At 60.2% G+C, this 15,897-nt stretch carries 11 protein-coding genes; 2 read left to right on the top strand and 9 right to left on the bottom strand.

What is annotated here, in order from left to right; translation table 11 throughout:
- Positions 1–206 precede the first annotated feature (206 nt).
- Entirely contained in the window at positions 207–749 is a 543-nt protein-coding gene (locus tag DV707_RS18085) for a hypothetical protein (RefSeq protein WP_136361951.1), read from the top strand.
- Positions 746–1,750: a hypothetical protein gene (locus tag DV707_RS18080; protein ID WP_136361950.1), complete on the top strand. Its 1,005-nt coding sequence runs from the start codon at positions 746–748 to the stop codon at positions 1,748–1,750. Before DV707_RS18085 ends, DV707_RS18080 begins: the two co-directional genes overlap by 4 nt.
- Here the strand turns inward: DV707_RS18080 and DV707_RS18075 are convergent.
- The 9 genes from DV707_RS18075 to DV707_RS18035 all read right to left on the bottom strand — a co-directional run bounded on the left by DV707_RS18075 (position 1,740) and on the right by DV707_RS18035 (position 15,894).
- The gene (locus DV707_RS18075; RefSeq protein WP_136361949.1) at positions 1,740–3,326 is read right to left on the bottom strand and encodes a DUF2254 family protein; all 1,587 of its coding nucleotides are present in this window, start codon (positions 3,324–3,326) and stop codon (positions 1,740–1,742) included. The two genes, DV707_RS18080 and DV707_RS18075, sit on opposite strands and share 11 nt — an antisense overlap.
- A gap of 187 nt (positions 3,327–3,513) precedes the next feature.
- Positions 3,514–4,374: a DNA-binding protein gene (locus tag DV707_RS18070; RefSeq protein ID WP_089649984.1), complete on the bottom strand. Its 861-nt coding sequence runs from the start codon at positions 4,372–4,374 to the stop codon at positions 3,514–3,516.
- Positions 4,375–4,992: 618 nt separating this feature from the next.
- On the bottom strand, positions 4,993–5,253 hold the full coding sequence (locus DV707_RS18065; RefSeq protein WP_089649925.1) for a HalOD1 output domain-containing protein: 261 nt from the start codon (positions 5,251–5,253) through the stop codon (positions 4,993–4,995).
- Between the two features lie 91 nt (positions 5,254–5,344).
- On the bottom strand, positions 5,345–5,686 hold the full coding sequence (locus DV707_RS18060; protein ID WP_089649924.1) for a DUF7558 family protein: 342 nt from the start codon (positions 5,684–5,686) through the stop codon (positions 5,345–5,347).
- Entirely contained in the window at positions 5,683–5,973 is a 291-nt protein-coding gene (locus tag DV707_RS18055) for a hypothetical protein (RefSeq protein ID WP_089649983.1), read from the bottom strand. The genes DV707_RS18060 and DV707_RS18055 overlap by 4 nt, the downstream gene beginning before the upstream one ends.
- A 447-nt stretch (positions 5,974–6,420) precedes the next feature.
- Entirely contained in the window at positions 6,421–8,436 is a 2,016-nt protein-coding gene (locus DV707_RS18050; RefSeq protein ID WP_103992919.1) for a hypothetical protein, read from the bottom strand.
- A gap of 39 nt (positions 8,437–8,475) precedes the next feature.
- A complete protein-coding gene (locus tag DV707_RS18045) occupies positions 8,476–12,804 on the bottom strand; it encodes a type IV secretory system conjugative DNA transfer family protein (protein WP_089649922.1) in 4,329 nt (1,442 codons plus the stop codon).
- Entirely contained in the window at positions 12,797–14,884 is a 2,088-nt protein-coding gene (locus DV707_RS18040; protein WP_103992918.1) for a VirB4 family type IV secretion system protein, read from the bottom strand. Before DV707_RS18040 ends, DV707_RS18045 begins: the two co-directional genes overlap by 8 nt.
- Positions 14,881–15,894, bottom strand: a complete 1,014-nt coding sequence (locus DV707_RS18035; protein ID WP_089649920.1) for a hypothetical protein — start codon at positions 15,892–15,894, stop codon at positions 14,881–14,883. The genes DV707_RS18040 and DV707_RS18035 overlap by 4 nt, the downstream gene beginning before the upstream one ends.
- Positions 15,895–15,897 lie beyond the last annotated feature (3 nt).

Raw genomic sequence — 15,897 nt, 5'->3', positions numbered from 1 at the left:
CGTTACAGTGAGCCCCTCACCAATTTTGGGGCTGAACGACAGAGACGATTCACACTGGCCAAGATCCTGTTCTGGCAGGAGTAGACTAATGTACCTCCTGTTATAACGATATTTTTAATCAAGAGATGACGCTTTCCGACCAAGATCGAACTCAGGCGGAGACTACAGTTTCTCCGTTTAACGCTCAGAGCGGGTTGGGGGATGATATGCCTAATGTTATCTGGAATATGCTTCAGGAACTCTCAAACCGCCCTAATGTTCCGGATGGAGTCAATATCGGAAAACGAACCATCTTTGATTTGTGTGATCAACGTTCAATTGGACCAGTTACACTTGATATTGAACATCGTCTCTCAGCGGAATTGAGTGATTATCCGTTTGAAGCCCGATATGAGGAGGGTCTCAAAATATCAGAGTTAGGTGATATAATCGATGATCCTGGATGCTCTTATCCTGCTACTGAGCTTGCGATGGAAAAATACGACCCAGATGGATACGATGTCCAGCCATCAGGTCAGGGACGTGCGCGGAAGCTCAGGGTTTTAGTTCTTACAGTGAATCATGAGTCAGTCCTGTACTATGACCCTCTTCGATACGGTAAGGTCAATCACGACCAGTTGAGTGGTATTGAGACATCAGAAATAGATAAACAAAAGTTCGTTAGTGCTTGGAAAGGGCGATCCGAAACAACTAGTACTCTATGGGTGGAAGAAACTGAGCAGAGTCGACTGGCTAGGTTCAATGCATGAGTACTGACTCAAACCAAAGCGAGGGGCGAATCATTCCAGAAGGGATTACTGTCCCCTTCACGGATGATTACGAGTCCCTTCGTAATAGCGTTGAAAGACGACTTCAGCAGGTCTATGGTAGTGGAACCTATCTATCTGATTTCTATATTGCAGATACTGGTTCACTTGCCATCTCTATTGGGAACACGTTCCCAAAAGACGTCAGTGACTGTCGACCAAATCGCGAACGTGTAATTAAATATATATCACTTGATGATATCGCAGAACTCTCGGGCGAACGTGATGGCGAATTCTATTATATCGAACTCCCTTCGCGCTCGTCTGTTGAGCAGGGATTTTCGGATGCTCAGGAAAACCTACGTAATGAACTTGACCAAGCGATGGCACGGGCAACATATGAGAAAATTGCAACGACTCCAGCCGTAGAAAATCAGCTCAACCCGATCAAACAGATTCTCAGATGGACTCGATTATATCATCCTGTTCCGTTCTCGGAAGTCCGGAAAGCCCAGGACAAGAAGGGTGATAAGACTCTACAGTACGTTCGGACTCTTGAAGAACTTGGGTTTATTGAACTCCGTGATGGTGACCTTCACCCGAGGCGGCCACTTGAGAAGTATGATTTGGGAGAGGTCCAGGGTGAAGATTTCAATAAGAAAATACTTGGTGAAGTAATTGAGCAAGGGTTTGATCGACTAAGTCGGGACCTCCAACTGGGAATTCTCAGACATCTCCCCAAATTTGCTAATGGATACTATGTGGCAGCGCTTGAGGTCAATGATCCAGATCTTCATCTAGATATCGAGAGTATTCAGGAAAATATGATCGATTGGTATGGTTCATCAGCAAGGTATCATAAGTTTGAACTGCGAGATAAGCTTGATTTCCTCGTCCGCAATGATATTCTAGAGAAGGAAGGGGATATTGAGGACGAGTCTGAACTTTACTTCAGGTCGAACAAAGACGTGTATGAGGATATGAGCGCAACCGCTACTCTGTAGTAGTTTCAGCTTCTAATGATGATATCTCTGTTGCGATAGATTCAACAAACTCAGTTATCTCCTCTTTATTGATAGCAAGAACTTCGAATTCACTTTGATAGGTGTCCTTAGATGACCAGTTTTTCAGTTGCTGATTCAGTACTCTCTGTCGATCACTATCGTTTTTCACTTTTTTATTGAGTGATCTTGCAACTGTATCGGGATCTCGATCTAAGGAAAGAGACACCTCCGCGACTAATGTTATATATCGTTCTATCGGTTGTTCTGCATTTGTACTGATAGTAGATGAAGCATGGATTAATCTATCTTGGAGCTCGGTCAGAAGGGTTTGTTTATGCGGGCCGGGGTTTGGGTGCTCATCAAAGGTCTCAAAAATGGATTCCAAATCTGAAGTCATTTGATTTATAATTAAATCCGTTCGCTGTCTGTTTGTGGAGCTGGACAATTCTGATTCCCATACATCTTCAAGGAGTTCAATATAATTACATAGTATATCTGAGAGTAATACATCATCCAGTCCGTCTAATTCCGAGCCCCCTGCCGCTTGTAATGCTCCTACCTCCATCTCAACAAATTCTGCGTGGTGTGTAATGATTCTCGACAGTAACTCTGAACTCTCATGATCTGCGATAGTCGACGATAGCGCCTGGTATTCCGAAAGGATCGAATTATTACCACTCTGATCAAGTGATGCAATCGCTAGTTCATATAGATTCGATAGTTCTTCAATCGCCTCTGGAACTCTTTCTGCTCTGATGAGCGTCTCTAAGATATAGCGATGGGCTGTTATGGTCTGTTGTACTCTTTCTTGGGTTCCTTTCGTGCCATATGTTACAGCAGTTGACCAATGATCTAAGAGCAGCTCAATATCTATGTTCTCCACGTGTGATGGCGGACTATTAGCAAGGCATTCCGGCTTCAAGTGTGATGACGGAGTGAGAATCCTATCAACTCCCCTCCAGAGTTGATGAATTGCTTGTTGAACAGTAAATTCGTCTCCATTTTTATGTGCGGTTATTAGAATTCGTTCAATTGTGAATAGCGGAGTTCGTTCTGGTGGTGTGGGTCGAGATCCCTCTTCTTGTTCTGACCTGAGAAAGGTTTCTCGGGATACACTATCTGCGGTCCGTTCAAGAAGGTGCTCAGGTGTGGTTAGTTCAGCTAACAGCTGACGCGCTATAAGCAGAGAAAAGAGAGAACCTGTCATTAGACCTGCTCCTACAGCTAAGGCAAGATTCCAATCTTGAGGAAAATATGGAAGAGAAATCGGCACAGATAGAGATTGCATTAAATAAATATCTGTCAGGATAGAAAATATATAAAATCCAAGTAGCAGCGCAAATCCTCTTGATTTGCTTAATTGTTCTAATGTTAGGGGAGTGAATTGAGTGGCACTGACCTGTGATGCAAGCACAAAGATAGAGAACACGATTCCAATAAACGCTCCTTGGACAGTCGCCATAGTTGCAAACGGTTGACTATCAAGTGTTGTACCACGCGTGAGGTAGCCAATTAGAAGGCCGGAAATCACCGAAACAACGACGATCCCAAACAACAGAGAACGATTGCGTGACACGTTGCTATGGAAAGTAAAATAGGGGTTCTACTTAGTTCTACCAGTAAATCCTATGGCATTGATTCTGTGAATCCGACGGTTGTGGCTGCGCGCGCAGCGACCGCAGGGAGTGAGCACGGAGCGGTGGGCGGGGCGGTGGGGCTTGGGTCGGTCCGGCACTCACCAGAAAAAGAGGGTACTTAGCCCCCTACGCTTCCCACCAGCGGCGGTCGCGTTCAGGGAAGACGATCATACTGTCGTAGGTCACGGCGAGTGAACACCGTCCCTCGTACCAGTTCTTCTTGACCGCCCGCATCCGGACGGTGTCACCTTCCTGGACGTATGCTGGCTCCGACTTGCGCCACGAGGTGAACTTGATTTTCCCGGTGTCGTCCGCGATCAGGCCCACTTGGGCGATCTTCGGGTTGCTGGCATCCCAGAGCGTGATCACCTCACCTTCGATGCTCACCTCGTCGGTCGGCACGTCCGGGACGTCCTCGATCGGGCAGATGGCCCCGGGGGCCGCCTTCAGTTCGTCCATCGTCGCGAACACCGCCTCGGTGATGTCCTGCCCCCGTGCGACCCGCCTCGCGAGCACCCGGGAGACAGCCGCTCGACTGTGGTCGGTCCGAAGCCGCTGTGCGATCCGGTCTGCTTCCTGGTTCACCTGCGCCAGCTCCATCCGGGAGAGGCGCTCACGCGGATCCGTCCGGTCCGGGGTGCGCTTCTCCCGCTTGCGCTGCCGCCGTTCGGTGACGACCTCGCGGGTCCGCTTCGCCCGTCCGTCTTGGGTGCCGAGTTCCGCTTGGGCGCTGATGTGTTCCAGTTCGGCCTCCCGGGCGCGAATCTTCTCTTCCTGCGCCAGGGGCAGATGCGAGAAGTCTTGGACGATGCCGTCTGGGTGGTTAGAATCCACCTTCGCCTGCTTCTCCTGCTGGACCGTCGCCCGGAACTCCGGCTTGTCGTCGACGACCTCGAAGCCGTCTTCGTCGACGCCGGCGTCTTCGGTTCGTTCGAATGCCTGTTCATCCACCGTAACGACCTTGCTACTAGAGCTGTTACTAGACATTGGAGTGCTGAACTCCTGAAGGCGCTCACGCGCCGCCACCGCGATGCCCCTAACATCGCGGTTTTCCGACGACGTCGACGTCCGATAGCACCGACTGCGCGCTCTCGCTCGCGCCTTCGCGAGCGCCCTACCGGGCGCGAGCGAGAGCGCGCCCGAGTGCGGCGACCCCAACCAGCACCGCGCGCCGACCCGCCCGGAGCGAGCGGCCAGGGCATTCCCCGTTTCGCCCGCGACGCAACTACGTCCGTCGCGGGTCGAAGAGTCCCGGAAGCCTCCGGAAGTCCGGGACCGAAACGGGAGAAGCGCTGGCGCGAGGGCACATTCACTTTAGCCCGGCAGCCCGCCCGCTACTGCAGGCAGGCAGCCCGGAATGGTCGGTCGCGAGCGACGCGGAGGGCGGCAGCGGCGAGCGGGGCGGGCCGTGGCGTACACACTGTCCAGCCGGCCGCGACACTCGACGATCCAGCCACCGTCCTGGCGGACTCAGAAAGGGCGAGGCCGCCTCGGCCGTCCCCCGACTCCGCAAGCACCGCAGGGTCGAGGAGCGCAGCGGTGGTCGCGGGATGCCGAGCGGCCGAGGGCTTTCAGGAGTCGTCTCTGTCGACGAATCCGTGCGCGTTACTGGTTCGGTGAGCCGACTGGCTCGTCGAGAGGGATGTCGACGCCGTCCTTCGTGACGACGACCTCGATCCCCTCGACGATGAATCGAATCTCGACATCGCCGGAGGACGATGCGAGGAGTCGTTCGAGTGCCTCGACGTCGACGACATCGTGGAGCTGGTACGAATCGCTCGGCAGGCCGTGGACTTCCAGGGTTTCGACGATCTCGACGAGAAGATTCGAAGACCGGTCCGTATCACTCGGGGGTGAGGAATCCATCCTGATCTCAACCAATCCAAGGACGAACAGCAGTTAAAAGCGGGGGTTCGACGGCTTGGGAGGTCGCTTCAGAAGAACGACGAGGTCCTCTTTAGCACTGCTCCGCCGACTCGACGCAGTGGTCTGCTAAGTCTCGCGTCCAGTACGTCGCCGGCCCATCAGGACAGCAGTGCGCACAGAATTGGAGCGGCCCCTCGAGATGGCCGAGTTCCACGCGGAATCGGGTGAGCGCCGCGAGCGCGTCGACGACGAGCCCGCAGCCATCACAGGCGTAGTGGTCGCGCTGCTCGGGGTCCGGGGTGACTTGCGTTGCACAGTCGACACAGATCGGGTGACTCACCCGTTCGTCCTTCCCCCAGGTGTACGCGGTGCCGGTGTCCGTGCCGGGCGGCGCCGCACAGAAGGCACACCCGACGAGCGTTTGTTGGGTCACGGCTCCGTCTCGCCGGTGTCCCCGGCTGCCGTCCAGCCCTGGTGGAAGACGGCGAGCTGCCACAGCGATTCGAATGCTGCCCCGCTGGGCTCGTGTACGAGGACCCGCTCGTCGACGACCGGCGTGACCGTCCCGGCATCGAGCAGGTCTCGGACGAGGTCCTGTGCCGTCTCGTCGTCGAGATCCGCTGTCGATGGCTGGCGAGCATCCCGATCCTGCGCGAGGAGTTCCCGCTCGAGGCGTTCGTGATCGTCTGCCGTATCGTCGTGGATATCTGGCCCAGACATACGTATCAGGGGGCAGGACACGACCTGCCCGCACCCATCCTGGGGCGCGACAAACAGCTCTCTTGAGCCCCGCTCGTCCGTTCTGCTACGACGACTGCTCGACCCTCCACGCCTCACGCCATCGTCTGGGTGGCAGCTCTCCACCCTGGCCCGCGGCCTGGCACCTCGGCCCTGTTGGCCGCGAACGCAACTTTAGGCGGCCACCCCCACCACATATCGGTTGATTTTCCTGCTGTCTAGTAGCCGAATTCGGCCCCAAATCGCAAGACAGCGATACCTGACACCAGATTTTGGGAGCTGTCCAGGGACTCACTCGTTAGTGAGTCTGGTGTCTAGTGCTGCCGTCCTGCGATTTGCGGACTCAGAACGATCCCTATAATATCTGGTGTCTAGAACAAGTCAGGGCTGGTGTCAGCCGGTCCAGCCGGGCGATTGGAGAGGAAGCGTCTATTGGTCAAACGAAACGAACTGTTTCGCCCTGTCCAGAGGGGACTGGTTCTCGTCCCGATCTTCTTGCTTCGGCTCTTGCTCGAACTCACGTTCTTCGAGAGCAGTTTCCAGCCGATTGCGTTCGGAGCGTACGGTAGCGAGTTCTGATCGGAGCTGGTTGACCTCCGCTTCAAGTTCCTTGATTCGCTCCGATTTCTCCTCCAGTTCGGACTCGAGACGCTCGACCTTCGCTGTCAACAGCCGGTTCTTTTCGCGGAGGTGTGCCCGGTCCAAGTCACCAGGTCGCTCGTCGCTCGGGAGAGCATCAGGGATCGACTCCGACTCGTCGTCAGCTGTGTCCTCCTCGGGCGTGACTTGCTCTCGCCCGTGGTTCAGGCCCGCGTCTTCGATGGCTTCCAGCGTCTCGTTGTAGGTTTCGTAGCCGGGGAACCCCTCGTAGGTTCCATCCTCTCCCTCGCGATCGACGAACGCGTCCTCGGGACAGACTTCAAGCGCGACAGCCGCTTTCCGAACGGCCCAGAAGGGCATCTGGTCATAGGTTCCGCCGTCGACGCGGTCTGACCCGGCCTCTGGAATCCACACTGGAATGTCGTAGCCGGCGTTCCGCAGTTCGTCGACGGCCGCCCAGTAGTCGTCCCCATCGAGGTCCGCATCGGCGTCGGAGATAATCCCCGTCGCGAGCGCCATCAGTTTCGCTGGCCCGCCGCCGGCGTTCACCTTCGAATCGCCGAAGGTGTTGGCCTGTTCGTCGACGAAACAGGACTGCCCGCTCTCGCTGTGGCGCCAGCACGGGTCGAACTGCGGCCGCGGCTGGTTCGGATCCGTATCGTAGGCATCACTCGCGTAGTGGCGGGCGATCTCAGTGATATCGATGTTCTCGACGGCCTCATAGACGTCCTCTTTGAACGGCGTAATGGGGCGACCTTCGAGGGCACCATCTAGTTCCTTCAGTCGCTCTTCACGTCGCTGGAGCGCCGCCTCACGCTGGCGCTGTCGCTCCCGTTCCCGCTCGCGCTCCGCTTCGACCCAGGCCTCCAGCGCTGCCCGCCACTCGTCGTGGTCCTCGTAGAGATCCGGCCAGAGCGTCGCGACCAGCGAGTCGACGCAGTCCGTGTGCTGGACCCGCGTGAGGTCGTCGGCCCAGTTGACCGCCTGCTCGATGAGGGCGTTGTCGACGGTCTCGAACGGACGGAGCTCGTAGCGGACGTCGTCGGTCGCGATGGGCGTGACGACGGCATCGTGGTCGGCGTGAACCGACAGCGGCGGCTTGTACTGCCGGTTCTTGTTGTTCACCCAGTCGGGCTGGATGATGTCGCCGGCGCCGGCGACGCGCTCGTTCACACGGGTTTCTGCCTTCTGGAGCCACGCGTTCGAGCGGTCGAGAAACTCGTCGAAAACCCGTTCGAGCGCATCCGGATCGTCGCTGAAATGATCCGCAATCGGGAGCGTAGCCTCCGGGGCCCCGAAGACGTACGCACCCCCGACGGAGTCCAACGCATACACCGCGTCCCGCGTGCCGTAGAGCGTCGCGTACTCCTCGATGTAGGCGTCGAGCGTTCGCTCGACGAGCGCCTGTATCTCGGCATCGAGGTCACCACGCTGCGGCTTGATATCGTCAGCGAGGTCGATATCGCCCCAGGCGGGAACCGCCCGGAGGTCGGCATATCCGGGGGTCGGGGGCTCATCCTGCCAGACAGTCGTCCCCTCGGACTCGTCGTAGCGACAGGGTTCCCATTGCTGGAAGGCAGACGGTGTCTTGTAGGTGGTGACGGCGTAGAGCGTCCGTTCGAGGCGGTCGTGGATCTCGTCGTAGTCACGATCGAGGCGGGCGACCCGCCCGCGCTGGTAATACCCGGCCTTGATCGCCTCGACGTCGTCGTGGTCGCGTTTGATGTACCACCCGACGAAGTCGTTCAGCCCGATAGTCGGGTAGTCACTGACGGTCGCCAGCGCCTCGTAGACGGGTTTGGCGCGACGGTAGTGCTCACTGATGGCTGCTTCGGAGAGCGTCATCTGGTGTGCTCCTGCACCTCCTGAGCGGGGGCGAAACGACTACGCACTGGCATCGCTCGATTCCTCCTGGTCGCCGACGTCGGCCAGCTCGATTCCGACGTAACAGCGTCGCGTCTGGCCGTCCAACCACTTCTTGTCACGCTCGAACTGAGCGTAGTCGCGAAGCGTCCGTGTGAATCGGTTTTTCGGCTTCACCTCGTACTCCCCGGCCTCAGCATACTGCTCGTACGCATCGTAGACCTCAGCGACCGCGACGACCCCGTCGTCGGATTCGGTGAGACGGTCCCTGACGAATGCCCGAATCCCGTACGGGTCCGCCTCATCGTCTTCTTGCGCGTCGGAATCGGTCGAGTCACTCGGGGGCTCCCCTGCCGGATGGAGCGTCCCGTCTTGGATCGCGTCCACGAGTGGCGGAACGCCGGTAGCCGTCTCCGTGTCTGGCGTGTGGATGTCCAGCGTCTGGTCGTCCCCGACAGTCGCAATAGCATACGAGCGCTCCGTATAGTCCGGAACGGGCAGGTCGGTACTGGGCACGAACGGGCGCTTGACGAGCACCCAGTCCGATTCGAACGCCTCACGTGACTCGTAGGACTCGGGCAGTTCCCCCGGCCTGAAGACGGTGTAGGTCTCGCTCTCGGCGTCGTAGCTGTACGTCGCCGGGAACTGGTCTTTCGACACGGCGTCGAAGGAGTCGATCCGGGCGTGTTGGTCCCCGGCACTATCCTCCAAGACGAACGCACCGTCCCGCTCGAACCAGCGGGTGTGGCGACTACCACCGGTGGCCGGTCGGACGGCCGTCACCCCATCCGCGGCTCGCGCACCGCCGTTGAATGTGACGTTGTGGTTCATCGTATACAGCCGCGTCTCACCGGAGGAGAGCTGATTTCGCGGCTCATCGAGAATTTTCGCAAGCCGGTCGGCGATCTCGGCGGCTGGTTGATCGTCGTGGTCTGCGACGACAAACAGCGGAATTCGCTTCTGTTCTTGGGCCTTCCGAAGATTCGAGAGGACCTTCGACGGACGGACGTGGGTAGTGGTTTCGACTTCGACCTGGAGCTCCCAGTCGAGGTCCGCATGCGTCGCGATAGCGTCGGGACGGGACTCCCCGTTCTGATCGAGGACCTCCACAGAGAATCCCGCCGCTGCGAGCGCACGCTCGACCGTTTCGAGGACTGCATCGTGGTGGTCGCCCCCGCCGGTCGGTGACGTCGACGTATCGGGCGTGGCTGCCTGTTCACCCTCGTCTGTGAGCCGACACTGCACCGACGATGCCCCATCCGGGAGATCGACCTCGATGAGCGAGGACGCCTCCCGCACTTCCGGCAGCGTCTCGTAGCCCTGCGCCTCGATGGTGCCTTCCTCGATGCGCGAGAGCAGTTCCTCGTCGACGTCCTCGACGGACACCCAGCCGTTCGTCTCGCGGACGTCGTTCGACAGCTGGACGGCGCGGATCGCCCGGGCCATCGCGACCTCCAACGGCAGGTCGTCGGCGTTCTCCAGAGCGACGTCAGTCGCCGCGTCACGGCTCTCAACGGTCGTGCCGCCGGCCACTCCGTACTCCTCGCGGGTATGCTCGTGAACAGCCTCCAGGGCGTCTTGGAACCGCTCTTCCTGCGTCCCGGTCAGAGGTTGCTCGCTATCGGGATGACCGGGTGGAATCGGGAGGGGTTCGATACTGAACGGGTCGGGGCCGGTTTCGCCGAACTCAGGACTCGGGAGCTGGGCGATCCACTCGCCACGCGGGAGCGAACTGATCCGATTCTTGAACTCGACGGGATCCATCGCCTCGTGTGAGAGTGCTTCGGCGATGTCGGCGTCGACGGCGATCTTCCCGACGAGCGGACTGCCGATGTTGTTCAGGACGTTCAGGTAGACCTCGCGGTTGCCGGCCTCCTTCATCTGTTCGGGGAACTGCGTCACGAGTTCGATGGACAGCCGGAACTCCCGCCCCTTTTCGAGCAGCGTCGTCAGCGTATCCGAGACGACGACAGACGACGCTTCGTCGATGAGCAGGTTCGCTACGTAGTCGTCCGGCTTGCGGGCCAGCTCGTCGCCGTCGCGACGCTTGACAGCGTCATAGAGCTGCGTCAGGATGACGCCGGTCATCACGCGGGCGGCCTCGTCGCGGAGATCGCCCAGATCGAAGATGACCACCTTGTCCTCGTCGAGGAGGTCGCGGAAGTCGAACTGTGACTCGGTGTTGTTGAAGATTCGCCGGAGGTGAGCGTCCTGCGTGATGTAATCCATCCGGTTGCTGATGCCGCTCACGACGTTCGAGAACGTCGCCGGGTTCGAGCGCAGGTGTCGCTCCAGTTTCTCGGCCACCTGCGGGTCGCTCGCCCGGGGCGCGTCCTCCGGCGTCGGGTCCGGGGGGCCGGCGGCGTGGAACTGCGTGACTGCGTGTTCGAGCTGGTCGTGCGTGAAGTAGTCGACGTCCTGCCGGAAGTGCCCGTTTTCGAGGCCGTACTCCTCGTCGTACATCGCCTTGATGAGGTACTTGATGAGCGTCGGCGAGGCGATGGCGTCCTCGTAGCGCTCCGGCCCCATCACGAGTTTGATGAGCTCCTCGTAGTGGTCGGCCTTGTCCTGGATCGCGTCAACCCGACGGACCCCATCCTCCAGCGCCGGCGTGATGTCGAAGAACGCGAAGCCAGGCAGGATGTCAGGCACCGAGAAGTGGAGGACGTTCTCCTCGAGGTCGTCGGTGCCGAAGCGCTTCGCGTGAGCCCGCATATAGTTCTCGGGGAGGTTCCCGCCCTTGGAGTCGATCAAGAACACGGGGCCCGTGGTCTGGTCGTACAGGGAGAGCGCGTCGTTGATCAGGGCGACCGATTTGCCGGCGCCGCTCTTCGCGAACCGGCCGACGTGGAACGGAAGGAGATGCGGGGGAATCCGCATCGGCTCCGGCGTCGGCGTGCCGTCCTCCCCGAGCCCGCGGCCGATCGCCATCCCGGCGTCTGTGAACGCATCCATGTGGTCCTGCGCGGGGAGCGGCAGGGGTGTCCGGCTCTCGGGTTCGGCGTCGGAGCCTCGCCCGCCCTCGGTCGTGAGCTCGGTCGCCGGCGGGACGACCACGAAGTTCGCCAACTCATCCGGCCCGAGGACGAGATCGGGGCGGGTCTTCCGCCAGTCGCTCTTGGTCGTCAGGCTGGCGTTGAAGACGCGGTCGGCGTGCTTCGTAGCCCGCCGCCCCTTTCGGAGCCCGCGGCGGACGCGCTTCGGTCGGAGCCGATAGTGGGCCCCGTTCAGGTGGTCGAACACGGACCCGATATCGTCGAGACGGTGGTCGACGCGCTCGCGCTGCCGGTCAGAGGCTACGAGCGAGAGCGCTCGCATATTCACCGTGAACGTGTGCTGTGGCTCTTTCTCGTCGATGGCCTCGACGCGCTCCCGACCGCCGATGTCGAGGTATCGGCGCTGGCGGCCGGTATTCGAGGGACTCTGTGGTTCGTTCTCCGTGTTTCCGAGGAGCTCCCCGAGGAACCAGTCGACGATCCGGTCCTCGCCCTCGCGGAGTTTCCGCTGGCGTTCCCGTGCCTCGTGTGTCCAGTCCGGCTTCCGCTGGAAGAGCACCTGAAACGCGATCGGGTGTTCGGCGCGGGTCAGTTGGTCGATGAGTGATGCGAGCGGCGCCCGTGCGTTGTCATCGTCCTCGCCTTCAGTCTCCGTGAACTGCGGCAGCGTCGTCATCCAGTCTTCGCGTCGGGCCGCCTTCCCACACCAGGTGATTCCCAGCGGTGTCGTCTCCTCGACGCTCGGGGGCGTGTGATTCGGTTGCTGCCGGACCTCAGGCTCGGAATCGGACGGTGGGCTCGTCCTCAGATCGTCACTCGACTCGGTCCCGAACAATAACTCAGCGTCGTCGTCTGCCGATGTAGTGCTCTCAGAAACCACGCTCCCACCGTCGCCGACTGGCTCTTGGCTTGTAGCATCGAAGGCCTCCTCAGACGCCTCAGTATTCATCTCGGGACGGTCATCGCCCCCGGCACCGCTATCGTGAGCTGGCTCTGCTGTCGACGGGAGCAGCTTCGCTTCCAGGTCCAGGGTAACCCGCTCGAACGTCACAGTCGGTGGATACAGCGTCCGGAGGCGCTCCTCGAAGGCATCCATCCGCCGGTCGGCGCCGTAGTAGAACTCGACCGGCTCGTCCGCGCCCTCGCTCACTGCGAGGAATTCGAACACCGGCGGCGGATCGCCGAAGGGTCCGATACCGTTGAGAAGCCCATCGTTGCCGGTATCAAGGCCGTGGAGGCCGGCGAGCTGGCGAACCACAGTCTCCGGTGCAAGATCACTCCGGGACGGCGTGATTCGGATGTACTCGTCACCGCTGTTCGCAGCCGTGGGGTCTGACGGACGCTGCTCAGTCATCCTCCTGAGAGGCAGTGCTGGTTGGGTCACCGCCGTCGGCCCGAGCGCCGGCGGGGCGACTGTCCGGGCTCGTTACGCTCGCACTCGACTCGGGCTCGAGTTCGGCGACGTCCGCAGCGCCGCCGTCGATGACGTGCGCCTCGTAGTCGCTGGCTCGAATCCGAAGCGGGAACCAGCCCTCCTGGTCGATGCCGACGAGCGCCTCCGAGTACCCGTCCTCGTCCTCCCCCGCCTTCGCAGAGGTGACCCAATTTACCTGCCGCTCGCTGAGGTCGAACCACTTGGCAATCTTCTCTTTCTCCTCGTTGACACGGTGGAGGACAGTCAGTGAACAGAGGTTCGCGATGGTGCGTGCCTCCGGCGTCAGCGCGAATTCACCCCCCGTTTGCGTGATGAATTCGAGGCTCAGATCGAAGTGACGGCTGTGCCGGACCGCCGTCTCCAGGAAGTCCAGCGAGACGGCGTCGTTCATCAGGTAGTGCGCCTCGTCGATGCAGAAGACGACGCGCTTGTCGGTCTGCTTGACCCGCTCGTACACGCTGTTGAACAGCACCTGCATCATCAGGCTGGTTTCCGCCCGGCCACGGGTACCCTCCTCCTGGTGGAGATCGAGGTAGATGACCTTCGAATCGAGGTCGAACTCGGAGGGGCGAGCAAGGTTCTCGAGTTCACCGCCCTCGCGGAACGACGGCCGGAGGTCCTTGAGCAGCGACTGGGCATCCGACTGGACGGCTTCCTGCTCGCCCTCAGTGACGTATCCGTACTCCTCGGGGTCTTCGACCATCTCCTCGAGGACCGTGATGACGTCGTGAATTGTGGGCGAGTCCCGGGTGTGCGTCTCCGGGTCGCGGGTGATCCCGCGCTTCTCGTAGGCTTCCTGGACGGCCCGCCGAAGCGTCTGGTTGCGCTCGCCGAGTGGGTGGTCCGCGACGTGCTCGAAGAACGTCGCGAAGAAGGTCATCACCCAGTTGATTTGCTCACCCCACGGGTCGATGTCGTCGACCTCCTGTAGGACGTGGTCGGGTGTCGGCTTGATCTCCAGTGGATTCAGCCCCCGCCGGCCACCGACCGTGATGCGCTCGCCATCGAGCGCCTCGTTGACGCCGGCGAACCCCCGCATCGGGTCGAGCATAATGACGACCGTATCCTCGTCGAACATCGCCCGCCGCACCAACCGAAGCTTCGTCGCGAATGATTTGCCCGCGCCGAGCCGGCCGATAACCATCATACAGTAGCCGGTTTGCCGCTTGAAGCGGTCGAGGATGAGCGGGCTCGAATTCAGCGCGTACGTTCCGTACTCGATGCCGGGTTCGGCGAACGCCCCGGCCACGAAGGGGAACATCGCGCCGACCGCCCCACCGAGCATCGGCGTCTTGCTGTCGAGCGTCTCGTTGAACTGATCGAGAGCGATGGGGCTCGCTGAGGTGAAGGTCTTCAGCTGTGACCACCGTGGCGTCACCGGCGTCAGATTCGCGGGGGCCTGCCGGGCCGTCGTCGACACCGACTCGGCGTCGATATTCTCGCGGTCGTCGCCCCGGACCGTGAAATACATCGAGACGTCGAACGCCTGCATCGTCGTGTTCCGGAGGACGTCATACATCTCCTGGTGGTCCTCGAGGTCTTTCTCGACGCCCCGGGCGCTCGCACGGTGTTTCTCGGTCAGGTACTCGTGGTCGGCTTCGAGGTCCTCGATCTTATTCTCCAGCGAATCCAGCGTCTCTCGCGTGTCACGAGGGTCGATGTGGATGCTGACATCCGTCTGCTGGGTCTCGGCGGCTGCGTACAGCTTTTCAAGGAAGCCGTCCATCGGCGCATCGGGGTACTCGCCGACCCACAGGCTCTGCGCCCACTGGGTGTCAGTCCTGAGAGCGCTGGGTGTTCGCTCGATACTCGATGGCGAGACGACTGTCTGGTGGATTTCGGGGATGCCGTCGACGGCCTCACCGTCGGCTTCGTAATCAACAGTGAGCTGGGGCTCGTCATCTTCTGGCTCCTGTTCGTCGGAGACCTCGTCTGCGGTCGCCTCGTCGTCAGTTTCCGAACTGTCCGAGCCGGTGAAGGGCAGTAGGTTTCCAATCATGATTTGGTGATGACGGGGGACGTGCGGAGCGCCTGTTCGGGGTCGCCGTACTCGATTTCCGTACCGCTCCAGTATTCCGCGATTAGGCGGGTGAGTTCGGCCGCATCGACGGGGCGCGTGTCACACCCCTCGATGCCACGCAGGCCGCGCTCGACCCGCCGGCGCCGCTCGTCCAGTTCCTCGAGCATCGCGGCTCGCTCCTCCTCTTCCGGCGGCGCCGTGACAATCTGGACGAGGATGCCCAGTACGGGGATCCCAGCGAGCTTTTCGAGGAGGCTGGCCCGTTCGTACCGGACCTCCTCGGGCCGCACCGGGATCAGGACGTAGTGGTCGCGGATGGTCATCTGGCGCTGCGCCAGCTCTCGGTCGTACCAGTCGACGTAGTGCTCGATGAGCGCCTGGAGTTTCTCGTTAGATTTGACGTCGGGGTCGCTCAACCGGTCTTCGTACCGCCCGACGTACTCGTCGGCGGGGAACGCCTGCGTCGTCGAGTAAATCTGGATCGGGAACTCGACGGTCGTATTGACGAAGTCCTGGAAGGCCTCTGCCTTCTGGGCCCACTCCTCGTCGGTCGCGAGCGCCATGGTCGGTGGCGACACCTGCACCGCGCCGACGAGGGCCCGATCCGTCCGCTCGATGGCGTCGTGTCGCGGGTAGACGCGCTCGACGTGGGTGTACTCCTTCGCCTCCTCGTGGGCGATCTCCGTCTCGCTGCGGTGGAAGTTCACGAACAGACCGAGCCAGTCGAGACTGTTGGTGTAGCCCGGTGTGAGGTAGACGAACAGCCCACCGAAGGCGATCGCAATCGCTGCGAGGGGGATTGTGAGGGCAGACACCGGGATGCCGCGGACCGTGAGCGACGGTGGGATAACGACCTGCGTCACCAGGACTACCAGGACACCGGGAAGGCCCGCAACGGCGAGGTCCGTCAGGGAGTACTTCCCGAGGAACTGGGTGTCGGTACCGAGCGACTTCGGAATTCGTTTTGCGGGGTCAGTTGCGGAGCTCATGGT

The organism is Halobellus limi (assembly GCF_004799685.1).
GTDB classification, from domain to species: domain Archaea; phylum Halobacteriota; class Halobacteria; order Halobacteriales; family Haloferacaceae; genus Haloquadratum; species Haloquadratum limi.
This window is presented reverse-complemented; position numbering and strand designations above follow the sequence as displayed.

Bases quoted from the DNA above. Each gene is read 5' to 3' on its own strand.
- DV707_RS18085 (WP_136361951.1), top strand. From the start codon at position 207: ATGCCTAATGTTATCTGGAATATGCTTCAGGAACTCTCAAACCGCCCT.
- DV707_RS18080 (WP_136361950.1), top strand. From the start codon at position 746: ATGAGTACTGACTCAAACCAAAGCGAGGGGCGAATCATTCCAGAAGGG.
- DV707_RS18070 (WP_089649984.1), bottom strand. From the start codon at position 4,374: ATGTCTAGTAACAGCTCTAGTAGCAAGGTCGTTACGGTGGATGAACAG.
- DV707_RS18065 (WP_089649925.1), bottom strand. From the start codon at position 5,253: ATGGATTCCTCACCCCCGAGTGATACGGACCGGTCTTCGAATCTTCTC.
- DV707_RS18055 (WP_089649983.1), bottom strand. From the start codon at position 5,973: ATGTCTGGGCCAGATATCCACGACGATACGGCAGACGATCACGAACGC.
- DV707_RS18050 (WP_103992919.1), bottom strand. From the start codon at position 8,436: ATGACGCTCTCCGAAGCAGCCATCAGTGAGCACTACCGTCGCGCCAAA.
- DV707_RS18045 (WP_089649922.1), bottom strand. From the start codon at position 12,804: ATGACTGAGCAGCGTCCGTCAGACCCCACGGCTGCGAACAGCGGTGAC.
- DV707_RS18040 (WP_103992918.1), bottom strand. From the start codon at position 14,884: ATGATTGGAAACCTACTGCCCTTCACCGGCTCGGACAGTTCGGAAACT.
- DV707_RS18035 (WP_089649920.1), bottom strand. From the start codon at position 15,894: ATGAGCTCCGCAACTGACCCCGCAAAACGAATTCCGAAGTCGCTCGGT.